Here is a 19,707-nt window from a genome sequence, read left to right as displayed (position 1 = left end):
GACTTAAAGTTATAAAGGAGCGGCTATGTCATTTCAACTCATCATAAAAGTCGAGCATCGCGTAAATTTAAGCCCTGCCACACCGTTTAAGACAGCGGCCAAGCGGATATTTTTGTCTTTAACAGTATTACCTAAACGGTTACTGGTGGTATCGACATCAGCAAAAAGCCCTTTGATCTCGTCTTCAGATGGGTAGCCGCTGGCAGAGCTTTCAATAGCTACAAAAATGGAATTTAAGTCTTTGTTTAAATTATCATTTTTATTAGCATTTGCGGCAATATTAGCAAACAGCTGACTTGGGTAAATAAAATAGCCTTTGGTTTTAATGGCATCATCTTTAATATCGTCAGTGATAATATCATCTGAAAGCTCAGCGTAGTTGATACTCTCATCACCGCCTTCCATGTAGTTTGCAAAGTTTTCACTTATAAAACGATAAAACAGCGTACCGAGTACATACTGTTTGAAATCCCAGCCATCAACTGAACCTCTCACATCGTTGGCAATTTGCCAAATTTGACGCTGTAGTTCGGCTCGTTGTTGGGTACTTGTCATTGTGAAACTCCACTTTTAATCCGTTTTTGAATGGCCTTCGGCCCATAATCAGGCCGGTATTATAACGAGTAAAGACGTTCTAATCATTTTGAATCGCTACAAGTTTAGTCGTCATCTTGGGGCATTTTGGACATCCGTGGTTTTGATATTAATTTAGCGACGATGTTCAGATCATCAATGAAGCCCTTTTTCTATCTAAAGTATACGGTACTGCTTAGTGTATGATTTACCAATAACTTATCACTGACCAAACATCTCACGTAGCCAGCCAGGCGCTTCTTCTTCATTCTCCTCGATAGGCTGTTGTGCCGATTGCTGGCATAACTTCTGAGGATCATCAGTCCAAACCGGTAATACTCTGATACCGCTTCCTTCACAGTTGAAACTGCCATCTTCATTGACGGACATATCCACAATACCTTCCGGTGGACGGTTATTCAGTTCCAGTGGCGTTTCATTTTCCAGATAACGACGGTAAATCGTCAATGCACCTGTCGCTCCGGTCAAATTGGTCGGCCCATTGTTATCACGCCCAGCCCAGACAATCGTGACTTCTTTGCCATCAATGCCTGTAAACCAGCTGTCACGCAGATCATTCGTTGTTCCGGTCTTACCTGCCAGGTGATATTTGCCATATTTCCCTGTCAGTGAACGCCCTGTACCCCTCTCCACGACCTGCTGCATACCGTATAGCGTCAGATAGGCGGCCTGTGGCGGTACAACACGCTCTGCCTGTGGATAACTCTGGTAAATCACCGTACCATCTTCAGCAATGATGGAGCGTAACGCAGAAAGTTTCGCCCGATTACCCCCACTGGCAATCGTCTGGAATTCTTGTGCCATTTCCATTGGCGTCAGGTTAATCGCGCCCAATAACATAGCCGGGATCTGTTGGATCTCTTTCGCAGGAATACCCAATGCAATCAAGGTGCTGGAAATGCGGTCTAACCCGACATCCAGTCCCAAATTCACGGTCGGCACATTCATCGAACGCGCTAACGCGTCGATCAGCATGACACGCCCGCTGAAAGTACGGCTAAAGTTCTTCGGTTCCCAGGGCTTTCCCCCCGCCTGAGGGACAGAGAGAGGTTCATCCGCCAGCCAGGTATTCAGGCGATATTTATCCGGCTGGCTCAGTGCCGTCAGATACGTAGCAGGTTTAGCAAGCGAGCCAATCAAACGACGGGCATTCAATGCCCGGTTAAATCCAGCATATTGCGGCTGGGAGCCGCCAACCATAGCGCGAACCTCACCGCTGAAACGGTCAACAACGACCATCGCCCCTTCCAGATCATCCATCTTGCGTACTTTTCGCAGGGCAGCAACGCCCTCTTCAACGGATTTTTCCGCCGCATCCTGAGAAACAGGATCGAGGGTAGTAAAGATCTTTACCCCTGACAAATCATTGACTTTATCGCCCAGCTTTCCCTGCAATTCCTGACGAACCAATTGCATAAAGGCGGGTTGTGGTGTAATCACCCCGCTTTTCGGTTTTACCCCTAATGGACGGGCACTCAGTAAATCATACAGTTCCTGATTGATGATGTTCCGGTTCTGGAGAATTTTCAAAACCACATTGCGCCGCTCCAGCGCCGTTTTAGGATGACGCCATGGGTTATACCACGAGGCCCCCTTGACCATGCCCACCAGCAACGCCTGCTGATCCAAACTCAATTCATCAATCGGGCGACCAAAATAGTACAGACTTGCCAATGGAAAACCATGGATCTGCTCATCACCACTTTGTCCTAAAAAAACTTCGTTCAAGTACAATTCCAGAATGCGATCCTTGCTATAACGCGCATCCATCAGTAACGCCATATATGCTTCATTCGCTTTACGGCTAAAGGTACGTGCATTGGAGAGGAACAGGTTTTTCACTAATTGCTGCGTCAGGGTACTCCCCCCCTGAACCGCACGTCCTGCCGTCAGGTTAGCCAAAAACGCACGGGCAATGGAAAGCGGCCTGACGCCATCATGTTCATAAAAGTAACGATCCTCTGTTTCCAGCAACGTCTGAACCAGTAAATCAGGAAAGCCGGAACGCGGGACAAACAGGCGCTGTTCACCATTCGGTGATTGCATCATGGTGATCAATTTGGGATCAAGACGGAAAAAACCAAACTGCCGCTGGTTTTCCATGTTTTCAATGCTGGCAAGATGGTTATTATCAAAAGTCAGTCGAGCCTGAATTTGCTCTTCTTTACCATCAGGGAAATCAAATGGGCGGCGCAGCATCTCTATGCTATTCCCCCTGACGACAAATTCCCCTGCACGGGTGATCTTTGTCACACTTCGGTACTGCATGCCTTCCAGCAAGTGGATCATTTCATCCTTGCTATAATTCATGCCGGGTTCAAGATTGACCATCCGTCCGTACACTGCGGCCGGTAAATCCCAGACTTTTCCGTCAATACGCTTGCGGATTTTGTTATCCAGATAGAAGCCATAAATGACAATGAGTACCGCCAGTACAATAAAGATTTTCAGCAGCAACCACAAAAACCAGTGCCCTCTTTTTTTAGGCGGGCGGGATTTAGGACTGCGGGCGCTCTTCCTTTTTTTCGTCATGACTTCATCCTCATCGTTGTCGTCAACATCATCATTTTCATCATCATAGTCATCCCGCCGATTGCGTTTATCAGATGTTCGCCCACGACGAAGTTCTGATTTTTTACCCTTACGTCCGATTGGCTGACGATCATCATCAGACATAACGAATTCTCCAACTATTTATTAAATACAGGTAGATAAATACAAACAATTACAGCCGTTTTTTCACGTATCTGGTCGGTGCGGTGTTGGCAGGATCATCCGGCCACAAATGTTTGGGGTAACGCCCTTTCATCTCTTTTTGCACTTCACGATACGTTCCCTGCCAAAACGCGGCAAGGTCTTGCGTGATCTGTAATGGACGATGGGCGGGAGATAACAATTCAATGACAACTGAAACCCGTCCTTTCGCCAATGCTGGATTTTGCTGCTCTCCGTACATTTCCTGCATTCTCACTGACAGTACAGGAGGCTTATCATGGAAATACCGGATAGTGATCCTGCTGCCCGTTGGCACAGTGTAATTAGCAGGCAATTCATTATCCAGTATTTGCCGCTGTTGCCAATCAAGCAATCCCCTCAGACAGGAGGACAACTCAATCTGGCGCAAGCCTTTTAAGTCATCAACATCACCCAGGGCGGGCAGCAACCACTGTTCAAGGGAGTTCAACAATGCTTCGTCATCAACCGCAGGCCATTCCACCTCCGGTAGCCATTCTGTCGCTCTTTGCAGGCGGATGCGCAACTGCAACGCTTCCGGTGACCAATTCAACGCCGATAATCCTTCCTGCCTGACCCAATTCAGCAAGGCTTCTTGTAATTCCGCTGCCGAAGGTTTTGCCAGTGGCTGGGCTTTAACAATTAATCGCCCACATTGCAAACGCTTCCACGCCCGTAATGAGCCTTTATTATCATCCCATTCTACGGTTGTATGCTCAGTAAACAGATGAGGGTATTGCTTTATAGTCTGTTCAATCGCCAACGGGCAGGCAAGCAAAACCTGTGCATCAGGATGGCTGTTTCCTTGCTGTAATGAGGGAGTCATTAACCAAGCCTCTCCCGACAGCGGCTCTTCACGTTCCAGTGCCACCCCCAAGCCATTGGCTAACTGAAAACGGCCAAGATTATCGCGGTTTTTAGCGATCCGGTCTGGAAAACCCTGCACCAGGAGTTCAGGCACAAGATCTAATCTCAGGTTTTCAGTATGGCTTGTTTTATCCGCCCGTTGATTTGTAAAATTCCTGACCAGCTGATTGGCTCGTTGCTGCCAATGACGCTGATTCTCTGTCATCCAATAGAGTAGGTCAGGCTGTCCACGACGCGGGGGGTCTTCCAGAATGGCGACCAATTTCGCTGCTGTTATCAATGCTGCCCAGCCTTCGCCTTTTTTATCTTCGCTCTCCTGAGCTGAACACAATATCGCCGCCAAACGGGGTTCACTGCCGAATGCCGCCATTTGCCAACCACGGGAAGTCAGTTGCTGGTTGTCGTCTAACGCCCTAAGGCGCAGCAACAGGGAACCTGCAACCGCTAATGCGGGTTGTGGTGGATTATCCAACCAATGAAGCTGGTTACTGTCACGACACCCCCACTGTAGTAAAGAGAGCTGTAGACCGCTTAGATCTGCATGCAAGATCTCCGGCTCGCTGTGCTCTCTGGCTCTTTCTGCCTGATCCTGACTAAATAAGTGCCAACAGACACCTGCCTCTCGTCGTCCAGCCCGCCCTGCCCGCTGAACCATAGATGCCTGGCTGATGCGTTGGGTCATTAAGCGTGTCAGGCCACTCTTCGGTTCAAATCGGCCGGCGCGTTCCAGTCCACTGTCTACCACTAACCGGATACCTTCAATTGTCAAACTGGTTTCTGCAATATTGGTAGCAAGTACAACTTTACGCATCCCCACTGGCGCCGGTGTGATTGCCTTGCGTTGTTCTGTCAACGACAATGCCCCATACAATGGACACAACAGCGTATCGTCATTGATCTTACCGGCCAATTGCGACAATACCCGCTGAATTTCACCGACACCGGGCAGAAACAGCAATAACGATCCCGTTTCCTGTTGCAATAAACGCAGTACCGCCGATGCAACGGATTGTTCAAAAGGTTGATGAGAAGGAAGTGGATGATATGACCTGATTACCGGATAACTACGCCCTTCTGACACAATCACAGGCGCATCGGGTAATAAAGAAGAAAGGCGCTGGTTATCCAATGTTGCCGACATCACCAAGATACGCAGGTCATCGCGCAACCCTTCCTGTACATCCAGCAGCAGTGCTAATGCAAGATCGGCCTGTAAACTGCGTTCATGAAATTCATCAAGAATGACCAAAGAGATGCCGTTCAATTCAGGATCTTGTTGCAGCATACGCGTCAAAATCCCTTCGGTCACAACCTCAATCCGTGTTGCAACACTGACTTTAGTTTCCGAACGCATCCGGTAGCCGATGGTCATACCAACAGGTTCATTGAGTTGTTCGGCAAGGCGTTCAGCCACACTCCGTGCAGCAATGCGCCGCGGTTCCAGCATAATAATGCGCCCCGGCAACTGCGCCTGCTGTAAAATTGCCAATGGCAATCCGGTCGATTTTCCAGCGCCCGTTGGCGCATGTAATAACACTTGCTTCGACGTTTGCAATGCAGCAATAACGGAGCCAACCACGTCATAAATGGGTAATAGGTTACACATGGGCAATAACAAAGGATCACCATAATGAATTAACTTTCAGTGGATGCCATTGTAGCATTAGCGCCTTTGATTTCATTCGCCCACGGGTTATGAAGGAAAGTTTATGGAATTTTCACCTCCCCTGAAACCGGCTACCTTAATCCGCCGTTATAAACGCTTTCTTGCGGATGTCCTCACGCCAGAAGGAGAAATACTCACTATACATTGTGCCAATACGGGTGCCATGACAGGATGTGCCACGCCAGGGGATACCGTGTGGTATTCCACATCCGATAATCCCAAACGCAAGTACCCCAATAGCTGGGAACTCACGCAAACCCAGGATGGTCACTGGATTTGTGTCAATACCCTCAGAGCCAATGCCCTGGCCTATCAAGCTATTGAAAAAAATATTATCTCGGAATTATCTGGATATGAGCACATGCGTCGTGAAGTTGGCTATGGCAAAGAGAAAAGTCGCATAGATGTATTGTTACAATCAAAACAAAAAGTTAGCTGCTATATTGAAGTCAAGTCAGTCACATTGTTACAAGAAAATTATGGATATTTTCCTGATGCGGTCACAATTCGAGGGCAAAAACATTTACGTGAGCTATCATTGATAGCACAACAAGGCCAGCGGGCTGTTTTGTTATTTGCTGTTTTACATTCTGGGATCAGCCAGGTTGCAGCAGCAAAACATATTGACCATGATTATGCTTTTCTTTTGGAACAAGCATGCCAATCAGGGGTCGAAGTAATCTGTTATAAGGCCAGCATGACAGAAAACGGGATGGTTATAAGTGACAAATTACCTTTCGTATCAATGGGATAATTTGTAAACAAATCATACGGACAAGAGGGGTTTTGCAACATATTTAGGCAGTAAACATGCCTGCCTTCACACCATTGCAAAACTAATGGCAGGAACAATTGCCAACCTCGCAGTCATCTGCTATTTATAGCGGCCTATTTTTTTTCCCCCTCTTATCGGGGGGTCGTTTGATAGTGCGTGTGTAAGGAGAAGCATTATGCAAGAAGGGCAAAAACGTAAAACCTCGTCCTTGAGCATTCTCGCCATCGCTGGGGTAGAACCTTACCAGGAAAAGCCAGGCGAAGAATACATGAACGATGCCCAGTTAAAGCATTTCAGGCTGATTCTGGAAGCATGGCGCAATCAACTCAGGGATGAAGTAGACCGTACTGTATCTCATATGCAAGATGAGGCAGCAAACTTCCCTGATCCAGTTGACCGTGCGGCGCAAGAAGAAGAGTTCAGTCTTGAATTACGTAATCGGGATCGTGAGCGTAAGTTGATCAAAAAGATCGAAAAAACGCTGAAAAAGGTCGAAGAAGAAGACTTTGGCTATTGTGAAGCCTGTGGGATTGAAATCGGCATCCGCCGTTTAGAGGCTCGGCCAACAGCCGATTTATGTATTGACTGCAAGACGTTGGCCGAAATTCGTGAAAAACAAATGGCTGGCTAACCAATAGGGTTAAGTACGGCGCTAAATGCGCCGTATGCCCCTATGTTGAATCGACGATGACTCAATCCAGACATCCCTCGTTATATATTGGCCGTTTTGCGCCATCTCCTTCCGGCGATCTCCATTTTGGTTCTTTGGTGACTGCATTGGGCAGTTATCTGCAAGCCCGTGCCTGTCACGGGAAATGGCTGATGCGTATTGATGATATTGATCCCCCACGGGAAATTCCCGGAGCCGCCACGCGGATATTGCAAGCTCTTGAGCATTATGGTCTTTACTGGGATGGTGAAGTACTCTATCAATCCCAGCGTCATGACGCTTACCGTGCCATCCTCGATCAATTAAAACAGCAAGGTGATAGCTATTACTGCACCTGCACCCGCCAACACATTCAACAACTGGGCGGCTTTTATCATGGCCACTGCCGACATTTGTCTCTGCCCGCTCACAACGCTGCCATTCGTCTAAAACAACGCCATCCGGTTTATGGTTTTTACGATAAATGGCAAGGCCATATCACCGTGCCTACGAAAATGGCTGAGGAAGATTTTATTATTTATCGCAAAGACGGTTTATTTGCCTATAATCTTGTCGTTGTTATTGATGATAACTCTCAAGGTGTCACTGAAATTGTCAGAGGAGCTGATTTAATTGATCCCACGGTTCGCCAGCTATCTCTGTATCAGCATTTGAATTTTGCAACACCAGATTATGTGCATTTACCTCTCGTGCTAAATAAAGAGGGAAATAAACTTTCTAAGCAAAATCATGCCCAGCCGATCCCATTGAGCGACCCAAGACCATTGCTTATTGATGCGTTATCATTTCTGAATCAGCCCACTATTGCAGGCTGGCAGGATCTCACCACAGATCAACTGCTACAGCAAGCTATCGTCGGTTGGAATATAAACGCGGTTCCGCCAAAAAAACCTAGTGAATAGACTAAGTTAAATAAAGTCTTTCTATTGGTACTGTAAGCATTCTCAAAAAATGTCCAGTAAGTTATGATTGGCGGCTGTTTTTGTTTTAATTGATCAGTCACTACCGAGGTGTACCATTTTTAACCGAGTAGCAACTTTCTGTCGTAATTTATTAATCCGCGATCACAGAACAAAGCGCGACGCACCGGCAGTCAGTGAAAGGCCAGTCACCGTATCTGACCATTCTGCTCAAACAGAGAGCAGTCCTCTGCGTAAACGTAGCAGAGGGAATCATTCATCTTCATCACATGCCGAAAACGACAAAATGAAGAAAAAACCCGTAAAGGCAATACGTTCGGACTCTCCGATCACGGTGATCCCACGCGACCAGCACCCAATTTCACGCAAGGACATCAGTGATAATGCCTTGAAAGTTCTGTATCGCCTAAATAAATCAGGTTTTGAAGCTTATCTGGTCGGTGGTGGAGTTCGTGATCTGCTGCTGCACAAAAAACCCAAAGATTTTGATATAGCCACCAATGCTACACCTGAACAAGTTCGTCAACTGTTCCGTAACTGTCGCCTTGTCGGACGTCGCTTTCGCCTTGCCCATATCATGTTTGGCCCTGATGTGATTGAAGTTGCCACCTTCCGCGGGCCACATGATCAAATTGAAAGCAATGACCGGAACCAGTCACATAAAGCTCAAAGCGGCATGTTACTGCGGGATAATATTTTTGGTTCAGTAGAAGAAGATGCCGTTCGTCGTGATTTCACAATCAATAGCCTCTATTATGGCATTGAAGATTTCTCACTGCGGGATTACGTCGGGGGCATGGCCGATCTGAACGCAGGTATCATTCGCCTGATTGGTGATCCTGAAACGCGCTATCGGGAAGACCCCGTGCGTATGCTGCGGGCTGTCCGTTTTGCCAGCAAACTGGGTATGACTGTCGAGCCAGCTACCGCTGAACCTATCCCGCGCCTGGCATTTCTGTTGAAGGATATTCCAGCGGCACGTCTGTTCGAAGAATCGCTGAAACTGTTACAGACAGGACAGGGTTACAGGACTTATAAACTGCTGCGCGAATATCACCTGTTCCAGTCATTGTTTCCACTTATTCAACCGGGTTTCACCCAACGTGGTGATTCGTCAATGGAAAAGCTGTTAGTACAAGTGCTGAAAAATACCGATTTTCGCTTACAAAGTGACAAGAGAGTGAATCCCGCTTTCTTATTTGCGGCCATGCTATGGTATCCCTTGATTGAACATGCGGAAAAGCTGACACAGGAAGGTGGATTACAGTATTACGACGCCTTTGCGTTAGCAATGAATGATATTCTTGATGAACAGTGTCGTTCCATTGCGATCCCGAAACGTTATACCACCACCATGCGCGATATCTGGTTACTCCAGCTTCGTTTGCCACGCCGTCAGGGAAAACGAGCAAATAAGTTAATGGAACATCCGAAGTTCCGTGCGGCGTATGACTTACTGGAATTGCGCGCCAGCATTGAGCCACGCCATGACCTGAAAGAACTGGTACATTGGTGGACTGAATTCCAACAGTCAACATCACCACAACAGCGCGAAATGATATCTGATCTGGGCAACGAACCCATTCGCCGCCGGACACGCCCCCGTCGTGTTGGACGCACTCGCCATCACAGGAATAACGGTTAATATGACTCGCGTCTATATTGCCATTGGCAGCAATCTGGCCGAACCTTTGCAGCAAGTCAATAACGCGCTTGCTGCCCTGAAAAAGATCCCTGATACCACTTTCATTGTTCGATCCTCTTTTTACCGAACCAAACCAATGGGACCACAGGATCAACCAGATTACCTCAACCTAGCCGTCGCATTGGAAACGCGGTTATCACCAGAAACATTGCTTGATCACACCCAAGCGATCGAACGGGAACAAGGACGCGTTCGTAAAGACGAACGCTGGGGACCGAGAACGCTCGATTTGGATATCATGTTGTTTGGTAATCACATCATCAACACCGAACGCTTGACAGTTCCCCACTATGGGTTAAAACAGCGTGAATTCATGCTTTATCCACTGGCAGAAATTGCACCTGACCTTGTGTTTCCCGATGGAGAAACCCTGACAGCGCAATTAAAAAAAGTGCCAGAAAATGACCTGACGCTTTGGTTATAAAAATAGAGGGTATCACTATTCAGGAGAGAATGATGAAATCAACCACCCTGGCTGATCTCAGTCAGTTAAAAAAAGAAAAGCGCAAATTTGCAACCATCACCGCTTACGATGCCAGTTTCGCCCACCTTTTCGCCGGACAAGGTATTAACGTCATGCTCATTGGTGATTCACTCGGCATGACTATACAGGGATTTGACTCTACCCTGCCCGTTACCGTTGAAGATATCGCTTACCACACCCGAAGTGTTCGTGCTGGTGCCTCTCATGCTTTTCTCATCGCAGATATGCCTTTCATGAGCTACGCAACCCCCGAACAAAGTTTTGGTAATGCGGCGGCACTCATGCGTTCTGGTGCCAATATGGTCAAAATTGAAGGCGGAGATTGGCTATGTGATACCGTCAAAATGCTGACCGAACGAGCCGTCCCCGTTTGCGGTCATTTAGGTTTGACACCACAATCCGTCAATGTCCTCGGTGGCTATAAAGTTCAGGGCCGCGATGATACCTCAGCCCAAAAGTTATTTGACGATGCGATTGCCTTAGAAAAAGCAGGTATGCAACTCCTGGTGCTAGAATGTGTTCCGACTGCACTGGCGCAGCGTATTACTGAAGCACTGGACATTCCGGTTATTGGCATTGGGGCGGGCAATATGACTGACGGTCAAATTCTGGTGATGCATGATGCCTTGGGCATTACCGCAAAACCACCTAAATTTGCTAAAGATTTCCTCAATGAAGCTGGCAATATGAGGGATGCCATTCGCCTGTACATTGAACAAGTAGAAAGCGGCACCTATCCCGACCCGGCACACTCGTTCAACTGAATATTCTCCAGCATGACGACTAATTAAAGGAGTACAGCAATGCTGATCATAGAAACGATCCCCATTTTACGCCGAGAAATCCGGCGCTGGCGTCAGGCGGGCAAACGTATTGCTTTCGTCCCTACGATGGGAAACCTGCATGATGGTCATATGGCGTTAGTTGATACTGCCAAAGCACAGGCTGACGTTGTTATCGTCAGTATCTTCGTCAATCCGATGCAATTTGATCGAGAAGACGATCTGGTCAATTATCCTCGAACCTTGCAGGAAGATTGCGAAAAACTAAGCCGCCGCAATGTCGAGTTGATATTCGCCCCTAATGCTAACGAGATGTACCCACATGGTTTAAACGGCAACCAAACTTTTGTCGAAGTCCCCGAACTCTCCCATATTCTTGAAGGTGCCAGCCGACCAGGACATTTCCGGGGCGTCACTACCGTTGTCAGCAAATTGTTTAACCTGATCCAGCCCGATCTGGTTTATTTCGGCGAAAAAGATTTCCAGCAATTACAGATTATCCGCAAGATGATTGCAGATATGGCTTACGATATTACCTTGGTTTCCGTGCCGATTGTCCGTGATAAAACTGGATTGGCACTCAGCTCACGTAATAGCCTTCTATCCGCTGAAGAGAAAAAATTTGCGCCTTTGCTGAATAAAGTTATGCAATGTATGGCAGAAAAGCTGAAAAATGGTGAACGCGATACTGAACGACTCATTGAGCTGGCATCTGCACATTTGCGGGAAGAAGGCTTTATGCCGGATGAGTTATTTATTCGTGATGCAGAAAACCTGATGCCATTAACGGCACAAAGTAAAAAAGCCGTAATTCTAATGGCGGCATGGTTAGGGCAAACCCGGCTGATTGATAATCAGCAAGTTGATTTGGCTGACTGATTTTAATTGTGGGATATGTGCATACCGTCACTCCGCCGCAATCAACGGCGGAGTATTAAATTTTTTGGCTATTAAGTTCTCAGCCCTCGCCCTGATTCAATCAGATACCAGGCCAATAGATAGAATCCAACAATAAAAAGCCCCAGCATACCTAACGTCATCGCCAGAGAAACATCCATAATACCGAGAAAACCATAACGGAAGCCACTGACCATATAGACGATGGGATTTAGTTTTGACACTATCTGCCAGAAAGCAGGTAACAGGGTAAGGGAGTAGAATACGCCCCCCAAATAGGTTAACGGGGTCAGCACAAATGTTGGAATAATACTGATATCATCAAACGTTTTCGCAAAAATGGCATTCAATAGCCCCGCCAATGAAAATAAGATTGATGTGGCCAGCAAAGTGATCACCACCATTCCCCATGAATGTATCTGTAGCGGTACGAACAATAGGGAAACCAGTGTCACCAGGATGCCAACGCATACCCCACGCGCTACGCCCCCTCCAACAAATCCAGCAATAATGATATGGGTTGGAACCGGAGCGACCAGTACTTCTTCAATGCTACGCTGGAACTTAGCGCCAAAGAAAGACGAAGAAACGTTAGCGTAAGAGTTGGTGATCACTGACATCATTATCAACCCAGGCACAATAAATTGCATATAACCCACTCCCCCCATTTCGCCAATGCGGGAACCGACCAGATTGCCGAAGATAACGAAATAAAGAGACATCGTGATCACCGGCGGCAGTAATGTCTGTACCCAAATACGCCCAAAGCGGGTGACTTCTTTAATCCAAATGGTTTTCAGAGCCACCCAGTATAATTGGATCATTACCTCTCTCCTTGGCTATTATTGGTCAATCCGACAAACAACTCTTCCAGGCGATTCGCTTTGTTACGCATACTGCTGATTTGTATACCCTGCTTACTTAGCTGGGAGAAAACATCATTTAATCCCTGCCCGCGTTTTACATCCACTTCCAGCGTGACTGCATCAATCAGACGGTAATCGTAGCCGTCAATAACAGGCTTTGCTTCTTTTGGTAATAAATCCAGCAAGAATGTTTCACGTTCAAGTTGACTGAGCAGGTTTTTCATGCTGGTGTTTTCCACCAGCTCACCATGTTGGATAATGCCGATGTTTCGGCACAACATCTCAGCTTCTTCAAGATAGTGGGTCGTCAAGATGATTGTGGTTCCCTGCGCATTCAGTTCTTTCAAAAATTCCCACATCGATCGGCGCAGTTCGATATCCACGCCCGCTGTAGGTTCATCAAGAATTAACAACTTCGGCTGATGCATTAAGGCACGGGCAATCATTAAACGCCGTTTCATACCGCCAGATAAACGAATGGCACGCTCGTTGCGCTTTTCCCATAGATCCAATTGAGTAAGATAGATTTCAGCCCGTTCCTGCGCCAGATTGCGTGGAACGCCATAATATCCCGCCTGGTTTAAGACAATCTGAATCACTGTTTCGAATGGATTGAAATTAAATTCCTGTGGAACAAGGCCAAGCTGCCGTTTGGCATTAATGAGATCCGTATCAATATCGTAGCCAAAAACCCTGACCGTCCCCCCACTTTTATTAACCAAGGAACTAATAATCCCTATCGTGGTCGATTTCCCGGCGCCATTTGGCCCTAAAAGCGCGTAGAAATCACCTTCTTCTACACGCAAATCAATCCCCCGCAGCGCTTTCACTCTACTCTCATAGACTTTCGTGAGCTGCGTCAATTCCAATGCGTAAGCCATAAGTAAAAAATACCTTTATTATTTGCTAATTCTGACTGCTGCAAGAGAGAAAGTATGCCATTATTTTCCCCCTATTTCTTCGCAATAATAGGGGACCAATAAAAAAACATACTTCAATTAAATATTAAATTCTCAATTAATGTTGTATATGATTCTATCTCAAAAATGTTACTAGGCTATTAGTTATGATGAGAAAAATTGAAGAGCTGTTTGCCAGGAACAAACAGTGGTCAAAGTCCGTAAACGAAGAAACCCCCCTGTTCTTCAAAGAATTATCAAAAGCACAAAAACCCCATTTTCTGTGGATAGGCTGCTCTGATAGCCGAGTACCTGCCGAAAAGCTGATTGATGCAGCCCCTGGCGATCTTTTTGTACACAGAAACGTCGCTAACCTTGTTATCCATACCGATTTAAACTGTCTGTCTGTTGTACAATATGCCGTTGATGTTTTGCAGGTTGAGCACATCATCATCTGTGGTCACTACGGTTGCGGTGGCATTGAAGCGGCTGTGGATGGCACTGAATTGGGCTTAATCAACAACTGGCTGCTCCATATCCGTGATTTGTGGTACAAACACAGTTCCATGCTGGGTGAGTTACCGCCTAACGACAGGCTGAATCTCCTGTGTGAGTTGAATGTCATTGAACAGGTTTACAACCTTGGCCACTCAACCATTATGCAATCTGCATGGAAACGCGGGCAGAAAGTGATGATCCACGGTTGGGTATATGGTTTGAAGGATGGTGAATTACATGATCTGGATATTACCGCTGACAGCCGTGAAAAATTGGAACTTAATTACCGTCAGGCTATTTCCAAGTTATCTCAGACAAAATAGTAACCCGAAAGGCAATCTATTATTAGAAAAACAAATGGCAGCCCCAAAGCTGCCATTTGCTTCTACCCGATAAATTTCAAGCTGCCATCCGCAAGACGACGCGAGGCCTTATATTTCCCCGTTGCGCGGGGAAATATAACACGCATCTTGCAGTTGGATTGGTATATACCAAATTGATTATTTTTGCTGATTGCAAAAATTAATCTTCCAGCAAGATGACATGTCCGATATAAGGCAGATGGCGATAACGCTGTGCATAGTCAATGCCGTAACCGACGACAAATTTATCTTCGATTGAATAACCCATCCACTCAACTGGCACATCGACTTCGCGGCGAGAGGGTTTGTTCAATAAAGTACAAATCGCCAGTGAATGAGGCTCACGCAGCGCCAGAATCTCGCGGATTTTGTTCAGTGTATTGCCTGAGTCGATAATATCTTCAACGATCAGCACATCTTTACCACGAATGTCTTCATCCAGATCCTTGAGGATTTTCACATCGCGGGTAGAACTCATCTCATTGCCATAGCTGGATGCAGTCATAAAATCCACTTCGTGGGGAACCTGAATTTCACGGCATAGATCGGCCATAAAGATAAACGACCCTCTTAACAAGCCAATCAACACTAATTCACGATCGCTGTTACGATAGTGTTCTGTAATCTGCTGCCCTAACTCAGCAATACGTTGCTTAACCTCTTGTTCGGAGATCATTACTTCTACAATATGTTTTAATTCACTCATAAATATATGTTTTTAATTAAAAATTTAAATAAACCATGTGGCGTTTTACCCAAAGTGATACCCCGATTGATATACCGTTCACCACACAAAAACGCACACACAAGAAAACATGAGAACAAAATATTTTGCAAAGCATATCAGAATTCATCACCTACAGTAAAAGAAGGGTGAATCTATGACTACCTACAAATAGGGGTTTGAGGTGAATGCGGCTACACACTCGTAGTACCATGAGTCATGTATTAGATAGTGATTGCTGTAACCTATCCACCTTGTTTACAGTTAGAGGGAGGGATCTGCCGTCATGGACGCTCCCATTCTGGCTATCAATATTATTTTTGCCATTCCTGGCAACTTGAATTCACTTATATCGCATATCGGGCGGGATCCCCCCCTGAAATAGAACATTTTTTAACCGGAATAAATTCATATCTGATATCCTGTATGAATGAAAACAGATGACGCACGCTCACGACTGAGCAACAAGTGCGGCTAAGACAGCAAGCTATCCCGCTTCTTCGTTTGGAAGAGAAATTATTTCGCTAAATCGGCCAATGATTGCATATGCATCCAGATACCGCTTGACACTGGTTCAAACGCGGTCAGGCTGAGAGGAAAATAACCAGTTGATTTTTTTAACAATCACAAATCAAAGCTAAAAATGAATGTGACTATTTATATCGTGCTCAATAACATAAGCTCACTGGCAGAAAAAATGGTCATTTTATTAAATTGAAGCAAATAAAGTTTGGCTAACAAAGATATTAATATGTTAATTTAAGTAAAACGGTAGAAAATCAGTATAATAGAAATTATGCAAAAAATTGCCTTATTCGCGTACATTCTGGCTCTGTTTAGTTTTGCTCAACCAGCAACAGCGCTGTCTGAGAATGAAGCTGAAGATCTCGCTGATCTGACAGCCGTCTATATCTATCTAAAACATGACTGCGGCTATAGCCAAATCCCAGATTTTCAAATTAAACGTACAATTATCTATTTTGCCCAACGTAACAAGTGGGATCTCAGTAACTATGATAGTCAGTTAATGCAAGAATTAAATCAATTAGGTTACAATGACTTAAAGGATATCAACTTACCTCATGAGGTTAAATGCCGTTCTCTTGCAAAGAACTCCCTCAGCCTGCTCTCCTATATAAAAAGTTCCTTTTAAATACTTCCAAGATTAATTTCATGTTAAAACCAAGTGACGGATATGTGAATTACCGGCTACTATGTGCAGCCAATGCCGATGAAGATCACAATGAAGGAAGAGCGGAACATGTCACAAAAAGGAATTTGGTATGAAACGTTGCATCCCAATTTCGGTCAGTATTTCGCAGTTGAAAACCTGCTATATCACGATAAAACAGAGCATCAAGATCTCATTATTTTTGAAAATACAGCCCCAGGCTGCATCATGGCACTTTTAACCTCTTCTGTTTTGTGACAGTAGCGGCAAACCACATCAACTTTAGCCATACTCACCCATAATAAAAAGCGGGGAGTTTCTCACAATATCTAAGCATTGGGAGCATGATCTGGGCTTAACAACTCAACGGTAAGATAACCAAATTTACCGTGTTTATCAGACTCTTTTGGAAAACAATGCCACAACACCTGACTCCTACGGCAATTACCGCAGGAGATGAAGACATAAATCGCTTGTCTGCCTATCAAATCATCAATAAACCCTGTAAAATCAACTATGCTTTCTGGGTATGTCACACCGCGAAAGCCCTTCCATTTCACTTCTAATAAATAGGTTTTACTAATGCATCAGTCTGATGTTGTTGATCGCTCGCTTTTTTCATTAAGCTGGCCGATTTTCATTGATATCTTTCTGCATATGGCGACGTTATTAATTAATACGTATATGGTCAGCCATATTTCTACTGCTTACCTTGCTGCAATGGGAGTGGGTAATCATGTCTTTGATCTCTTTATTACAATTTTTAACTTCATTAGCGTAGGTTGCAGTGTTGTCATCGCGCAATATCTGGGATCAGGGAAACGCAATAAAGCAGGTCAGGCGATTCATATTTCCATCGCCTTTAATTTTCTGTTGGGTTTGAGTTGTGCGCTGGTCACCGTGTTCTTCGGTTATAAGATCCTGCATCTCATGAACCTGCCTGAAAATCTGATGGAAGAGGGGTTCGCTTATCTGCATGTTCTTGGTATCTGTCTGATCCCCGAAGCGATTTCAATTATTCTGGCCGCCTGCATGCGGGTTTATGGCAAGTCGAAATCGGCCATGTATGTCACGCTGATTGCCAACTTGCTGACCATTGTCGGCAATATGATCGTGCTGTATGGATTCTTTGGACTACCTCAATATGGGCTTGAAGGCGTAGCGTGGTCTACGGTATTTGGCCGTACTGTGGCTGTTATTCTGCTCTTCGGATTACTGTTTTGTGGTTTGAAGCTCAAACTCGAACCTAAATTGCTCGTGAGCTGGTCCAAGAATATATTGGGAAAAATCCTGCACATCGGTTTACCCGCTGCGGGTGAAAATTTGGTGTGGATCCTACAATATATGACTGCACAGGCATTTATCGGCCTGATGGGTGAAATGTCTCTGGCCGCGCAAACGCTGTACTTCCAACTATCTCTGTTCATTATGTTGTTTGGTATCTCTATCAGCATTGGCAATGAGATTATGGTGGGTCACCTTGTTGGAGCAAAGCGTTTTGAAGACGCCTATCTTCGGGGGGTGAAGAGCCTGAGAATTGGTGTGATTGTTACAGTAGGCATCGTCTTAATGTTCTGGATTTTCAGGGAGCCACTACTCTATTTCATGACAGAAGATCAGAAGATTGTTGAACTTCTGCTGCCTTTGTTCCTGCTCTCGGTATTTTTGGAACCAGGACGCACTTTCAACATTGTGATGGTCAATGCCCTGCGCGCTTCCGGTGATGCTCGTTTTCCACTCTATACCGCGTTAATTTGTATGTGGGGGATCTCTATTCCAGTCGGATATTTTCTAGGAATTACTATGGGAATGGGGATCTTGGGGATCTGGATAGGATTCTTCTGCGACGAATGGATCCGCGGGTTAGTGAACTCTTGGCGTTGGAAGTCTAAAAGATGGCAAGCCAAGCGATTGGATGTCTAGTTAAAAAATAACAGTAAAAAATGCCGCAAATTTATCTGCGGCATTTTATTCCCATCAAATCCTATAATTTTTCTTTACCATAGAATTCTGAACGTGGGCCATACAGTAGGTGGCCATATCCATATCCACCCGCACTTAACAAACGATTACTGGTGATGTCTGCAATATCATGACCTCTGTCCATAACGGTATTTGCGATCTGGGTGATGGCTGCTGATACCAACATCCCGATCAAACCGCCGCTGGAGTAATTATCATTTTCGGTGGAAGATGCTGTCGCGGAGCCATTCCACAGTTGTTTACCCGTGCGCAAATCCACCAGACGCGCTGTCGCACTGACACGGGTATCACTGTTAATCACCTGATATTGCGTACCGTATTGGGTAATATTCAGGTAAAGAACGGAATCTGCGCCAAATATGTCATACAGTTTTTTATAGCTGATATCGTGGATATCCTGCGCTTCTGTGACACCATTTTGGCGGAAGGTTTCTTCAACCACCGCAACGGGATAAACATAATAGCCGGATTCTGCCAGTGGGTAAGTCACCTGAGACAGAAAACTGCCAGAAGCCTGCACTTCTACAGACTTATTTATGGCAGGCAGAACTAAAATAGATTTAGGTTTGCTTTCTCTCAAGGCTGAATAATCATACGGTTTATTGTTAGCACACCCTGCTAGTACCAGCAGAAATAAGAAACCAATCGCCCCCAGAAAACGCTTCATTATTTCACTCCCTTATTCTTGCTTAACAGAAAATCCATGTAAGGTGCTGATTCAGGAAATAGATTTTTCTCTATCTCAAACTGCTGGAATGCATCCTCAATATTGCCGATATTACTGTAAAGCAATCCCATTTGTGCATGCAAACCCGGTGGAACCGGATTATCTTTAGCCTTAGCTTGTTCAGCCACTTTTTGCAATGCCTGAATCTGCTCTTGTGGTCCCGTTTTATCCTGCTGGTAATATTGGTATAGGGTTGATTGGTAATTTCCCCATTCATATATGGTCTTAGGTGCGTTGACACATCCCACTAATGATTCCGCTACTAATAGTACTCCCAGCAACATCCCCGTCTTTCTTATCAAATACATACCGCTGTTTTCCCTAAAAAACATTTCACTTATCAATATATATACCCATCCAACTTCAAGATGCGTGTTATATTTA

Annotated in this window: 17 protein-coding genes and 2 pseudogenes; 11 read left to right on the top strand and 8 right to left on the bottom strand. The window is 45.4% G+C overall.

Annotated features, from left to right (window positions below):
- Positions 1 to 66 precede the first annotated feature (66 nt).
- The 3 genes and pseudogenes from AAY47_RS09635 to hrpB form a co-directional block, all read right to left on the bottom strand.
- Positions 67 to 555, bottom strand: a pseudogene (locus AAY47_RS09635) (type I restriction-modification system subunit M N-terminal domain-containing protein); the annotation flags it as partial.
- 240 nt (positions 556 to 795) lie between these two features.
- Positions 796 to 3,270, bottom strand: coding sequence for a bifunctional glycosyl transferase/transpeptidase (gene mrcB, locus AAY47_RS09630; RefSeq protein ID WP_047769269.1), 2,475 nt, complete (start codon positions 3,268 to 3,270; stop codon positions 796 to 798).
- 49 nt (positions 3,271 to 3,319) lie between these two features.
- Positions 3,320 to 5,800 carry an ATP-dependent helicase HrpB gene (hrpB, locus tag AAY47_RS09625; protein WP_200897758.1) on the bottom strand — a complete coding sequence of 827 codons (2,481 nt, stop codon included), beginning with the start codon at positions 5,798 to 5,800 and terminating at the stop codon, positions 3,320 to 3,322.
- Positions 5,801 to 5,903: 103 nt separating this feature from the next.
- Between hrpB and sfsA the strand changes: the two genes are divergently transcribed.
- The 7 genes from sfsA to panC all read left to right on the top strand — a co-directional run bounded on the left by sfsA (position 5,904) and on the right by panC (position 12,075).
- Entirely contained in the window at positions 5,904 to 6,614 is a 711-nt protein-coding gene (gene sfsA / locus AAY47_RS09620; RefSeq protein WP_047769265.1) for a DNA/RNA nuclease SfsA, read from the top strand.
- 196 nt (positions 6,615 to 6,810) lie between these two features.
- Positions 6,811 to 7,266 (top strand): RNA polymerase-binding protein DksA, encoded by a 456-nt coding sequence (dksA, locus tag AAY47_RS09615; RefSeq protein ID WP_047769264.1) that lies wholly within the window; start codon positions 6,811 to 6,813, stop codon positions 7,264 to 7,266.
- A 56-nt stretch (positions 7,267 to 7,322) separates the two neighbouring features.
- Positions 7,323 to 8,207, top strand: a complete 885-nt coding sequence (gluQRS, locus tag AAY47_RS09610; RefSeq protein WP_047769262.1) for a tRNA glutamyl-Q(34) synthetase GluQRS — start codon at positions 7,323 to 7,325, stop codon at positions 8,205 to 8,207.
- 304 nt (positions 8,208 to 8,511) lie between these two features.
- Positions 8,512 to 9,870 (top strand): polynucleotide adenylyltransferase PcnB, encoded by a 1,359-nt coding sequence (gene pcnB / locus AAY47_RS09605; protein WP_235428331.1) that lies wholly within the window; start codon positions 8,512 to 8,514, stop codon positions 9,868 to 9,870.
- 1 nt (position 9,871) lies between these two features.
- Positions 9,872 to 10,354, top strand: coding sequence for a 2-amino-4-hydroxy-6-hydroxymethyldihydropteridine diphosphokinase (folK, locus tag AAY47_RS09600; RefSeq protein ID WP_047769260.1), 483 nt, complete (start codon positions 9,872 to 9,874; stop codon positions 10,352 to 10,354).
- 32 nt (positions 10,355 to 10,386) lie between these two features.
- Entirely contained in the window at positions 10,387 to 11,178 is a 792-nt protein-coding gene (gene panB, locus AAY47_RS09595; protein ID WP_047769258.1) for a 3-methyl-2-oxobutanoate hydroxymethyltransferase, read from the top strand.
- A 39-nt stretch (positions 11,179 to 11,217) separates the two neighbouring features.
- Entirely contained in the window at positions 11,218 to 12,075 is an 858-nt protein-coding gene (gene panC / locus AAY47_RS09590; RefSeq protein ID WP_047769255.1) for a pantoate--beta-alanine ligase, read from the top strand.
- Between the two features lie 71 nt (positions 12,076 to 12,146).
- On the opposite strand, the gene AAY47_RS09585 is transcribed toward panC, so the two are convergent.
- Together AAY47_RS09585 and AAY47_RS09580 are read right to left on the bottom strand one after the other, a co-directional pair.
- Entirely contained in the window at positions 12,147 to 12,917 is a 771-nt protein-coding gene (locus tag AAY47_RS09585) for an ABC transporter permease (protein WP_047769253.1), read from the bottom strand.
- A complete protein-coding gene (locus AAY47_RS09580) occupies positions 12,917 to 13,840 on the bottom strand; it encodes an ABC transporter ATP-binding protein (protein ID WP_047769252.1) in 924 nt (307 codons plus the stop codon). Before AAY47_RS09580 ends, AAY47_RS09585 begins: the two co-directional genes overlap by 1 nt.
- Positions 13,841 to 14,025: 185 nt before the next feature.
- Here AAY47_RS09580 and can point away from each other — a divergent pair, with 185 nt between their 5' ends.
- The gene (gene can / locus AAY47_RS09575; protein WP_047769250.1) at positions 14,026 to 14,679 is read left to right on the top strand and encodes a carbonate dehydratase; all 654 of its coding nucleotides are present in this window, start codon (positions 14,026 to 14,028) and stop codon (positions 14,677 to 14,679) included.
- A gap of 199 nt (positions 14,680 to 14,878) precedes the next feature.
- On the opposite strand, the gene hpt is transcribed toward can, so the two are convergent.
- Entirely contained in the window at positions 14,879 to 15,424 is a 546-nt protein-coding gene (hpt, locus tag AAY47_RS09570; protein ID WP_047769248.1) for a hypoxanthine phosphoribosyltransferase, read from the bottom strand.
- A gap of 814 nt (positions 15,425 to 16,238) precedes the next feature.
- Between hpt and AAY47_RS09565 the strand changes: the two genes are divergently transcribed.
- The 3 genes and pseudogenes from AAY47_RS09565 (at position 16,239) to AAY47_RS09560 (ending at position 18,536) form a co-directional block, all read left to right on the top strand.
- Positions 16,239 to 16,595 carry a YacC family pilotin-like protein gene (locus AAY47_RS09565; protein WP_047769246.1) on the top strand — a complete coding sequence of 119 codons (357 nt, stop codon included), beginning with the start codon at positions 16,239 to 16,241 and terminating at the stop codon, positions 16,593 to 16,595.
- Positions 16,596 to 16,703: 108 nt separating this feature from the next.
- Positions 16,704 to 16,850: pseudogene (locus AAY47_RS21700) on the top strand (polyamine aminopropyltransferase); the annotation flags it as partial.
- A 345-nt stretch (positions 16,851 to 17,195) separates the two neighbouring features.
- On the top strand, positions 17,196 to 18,536 hold the full coding sequence (locus tag AAY47_RS09560) for an MATE family efflux transporter (RefSeq protein WP_047769244.1): 1,341 nt from the start codon (positions 17,196 to 17,198) through the stop codon (positions 18,534 to 18,536).
- 61 nt (positions 18,537 to 18,597) lie between these two features.
- On the opposite strand, the gene AAY47_RS09555 is transcribed toward AAY47_RS09560, so the two are convergent.
- Together AAY47_RS09555 and AAY47_RS09550 are read right to left on the bottom strand one after the other, a co-directional pair.
- Positions 18,598 to 19,263, bottom strand: coding sequence for a DUF799 domain-containing protein (locus AAY47_RS09555; RefSeq protein ID WP_047769242.1), 666 nt, complete (start codon positions 19,261 to 19,263; stop codon positions 18,598 to 18,600).
- Entirely contained in the window at positions 19,263 to 19,631 is a 369-nt protein-coding gene (locus AAY47_RS09550) for a DUF4810 domain-containing protein (RefSeq protein WP_047769284.1), read from the bottom strand. Before AAY47_RS09550 ends, AAY47_RS09555 begins: the two co-directional genes overlap by 1 nt.
- Between the last annotated feature and the right edge of the window lie 76 nt (positions 19,632 to 19,707).

The organism is Xenorhabdus griffiniae, from assembly GCF_001028135.1.
GTDB classification, from domain to species: Bacteria; Pseudomonadota; Gammaproteobacteria; order Enterobacterales; family Enterobacteriaceae; genus Xenorhabdus; species Xenorhabdus bakwenae.
Note: the sequence above shows the minus strand (reverse complement) of the source record. Positions and strands in the feature narration are given on the sequence as shown.

What these genes read in the sequence shown, in the direction of transcription:
- mrcB (WP_047769269.1), bottom strand. Translation starts at nt 3,270, where the DNA reads ATGTCTGATGATGATCGTCAGCCAATCGGACGTAAGGGTAAAAAATCA.
- hrpB (WP_200897758.1), bottom strand. Translation starts at nt 5,800, where the DNA reads ATGTGTAACCTATTACCCATTTATGACGTGGTTGGCTCCGTTATTGCT.
- sfsA (WP_047769265.1), top strand. Translation starts at nt 5,904, where the DNA reads ATGGAATTTTCACCTCCCCTGAAACCGGCTACCTTAATCCGCCGTTAT.
- dksA (WP_047769264.1), top strand. Translation starts at nt 6,811, where the DNA reads ATGCAAGAAGGGCAAAAACGTAAAACCTCGTCCTTGAGCATTCTCGCC.
- gluQRS (WP_047769262.1), top strand. Translation starts at nt 7,323, where the DNA reads ATGACTCAATCCAGACATCCCTCGTTATATATTGGCCGTTTTGCGCCA.
- pcnB (WP_235428331.1), top strand. Translation starts at nt 8,512, where the DNA reads ATGAAGAAAAAACCCGTAAAGGCAATACGTTCGGACTCTCCGATCACG.
- folK (WP_047769260.1), top strand. Translation starts at nt 9,872, where the DNA reads ATGACTCGCGTCTATATTGCCATTGGCAGCAATCTGGCCGAACCTTTG.
- panB (WP_047769258.1), top strand. Translation starts at nt 10,387, where the DNA reads ATGAAATCAACCACCCTGGCTGATCTCAGTCAGTTAAAAAAAGAAAAG.
- panC (WP_047769255.1), top strand. Translation starts at nt 11,218, where the DNA reads ATGCTGATCATAGAAACGATCCCCATTTTACGCCGAGAAATCCGGCGC.
- AAY47_RS09585 (WP_047769253.1), bottom strand. Translation starts at nt 12,917, where the DNA reads ATGATCCAATTATACTGGGTGGCTCTGAAAACCATTTGGATTAAAGAA.
- AAY47_RS09580 (WP_047769252.1), bottom strand. Translation starts at nt 13,840, where the DNA reads ATGGCTTACGCATTGGAATTGACGCAGCTCACGAAAGTCTATGAGAGT.
- can (WP_047769250.1), top strand. Translation starts at nt 14,026, where the DNA reads ATGATGAGAAAAATTGAAGAGCTGTTTGCCAGGAACAAACAGTGGTCA.
- hpt (WP_047769248.1), bottom strand. Translation starts at nt 15,424, where the DNA reads ATGAGTGAATTAAAACATATTGTAGAAGTAATGATCTCCGAACAAGAG.
- AAY47_RS09565 (WP_047769246.1), top strand. Translation starts at nt 16,239, where the DNA reads ATGCAAAAAATTGCCTTATTCGCGTACATTCTGGCTCTGTTTAGTTTT.
- AAY47_RS09560 (WP_047769244.1), top strand. Translation starts at nt 17,196, where the DNA reads ATGCATCAGTCTGATGTTGTTGATCGCTCGCTTTTTTCATTAAGCTGG.
- AAY47_RS09555 (WP_047769242.1), bottom strand. Translation starts at nt 19,263, where the DNA reads ATGAAGCGTTTTCTGGGGGCGATTGGTTTCTTATTTCTGCTGGTACTA.
- AAY47_RS09550 (WP_047769284.1), bottom strand. Translation starts at nt 19,631, where the DNA reads ATGTATTTGATAAGAAAGACGGGGATGTTGCTGGGAGTACTATTAGTA.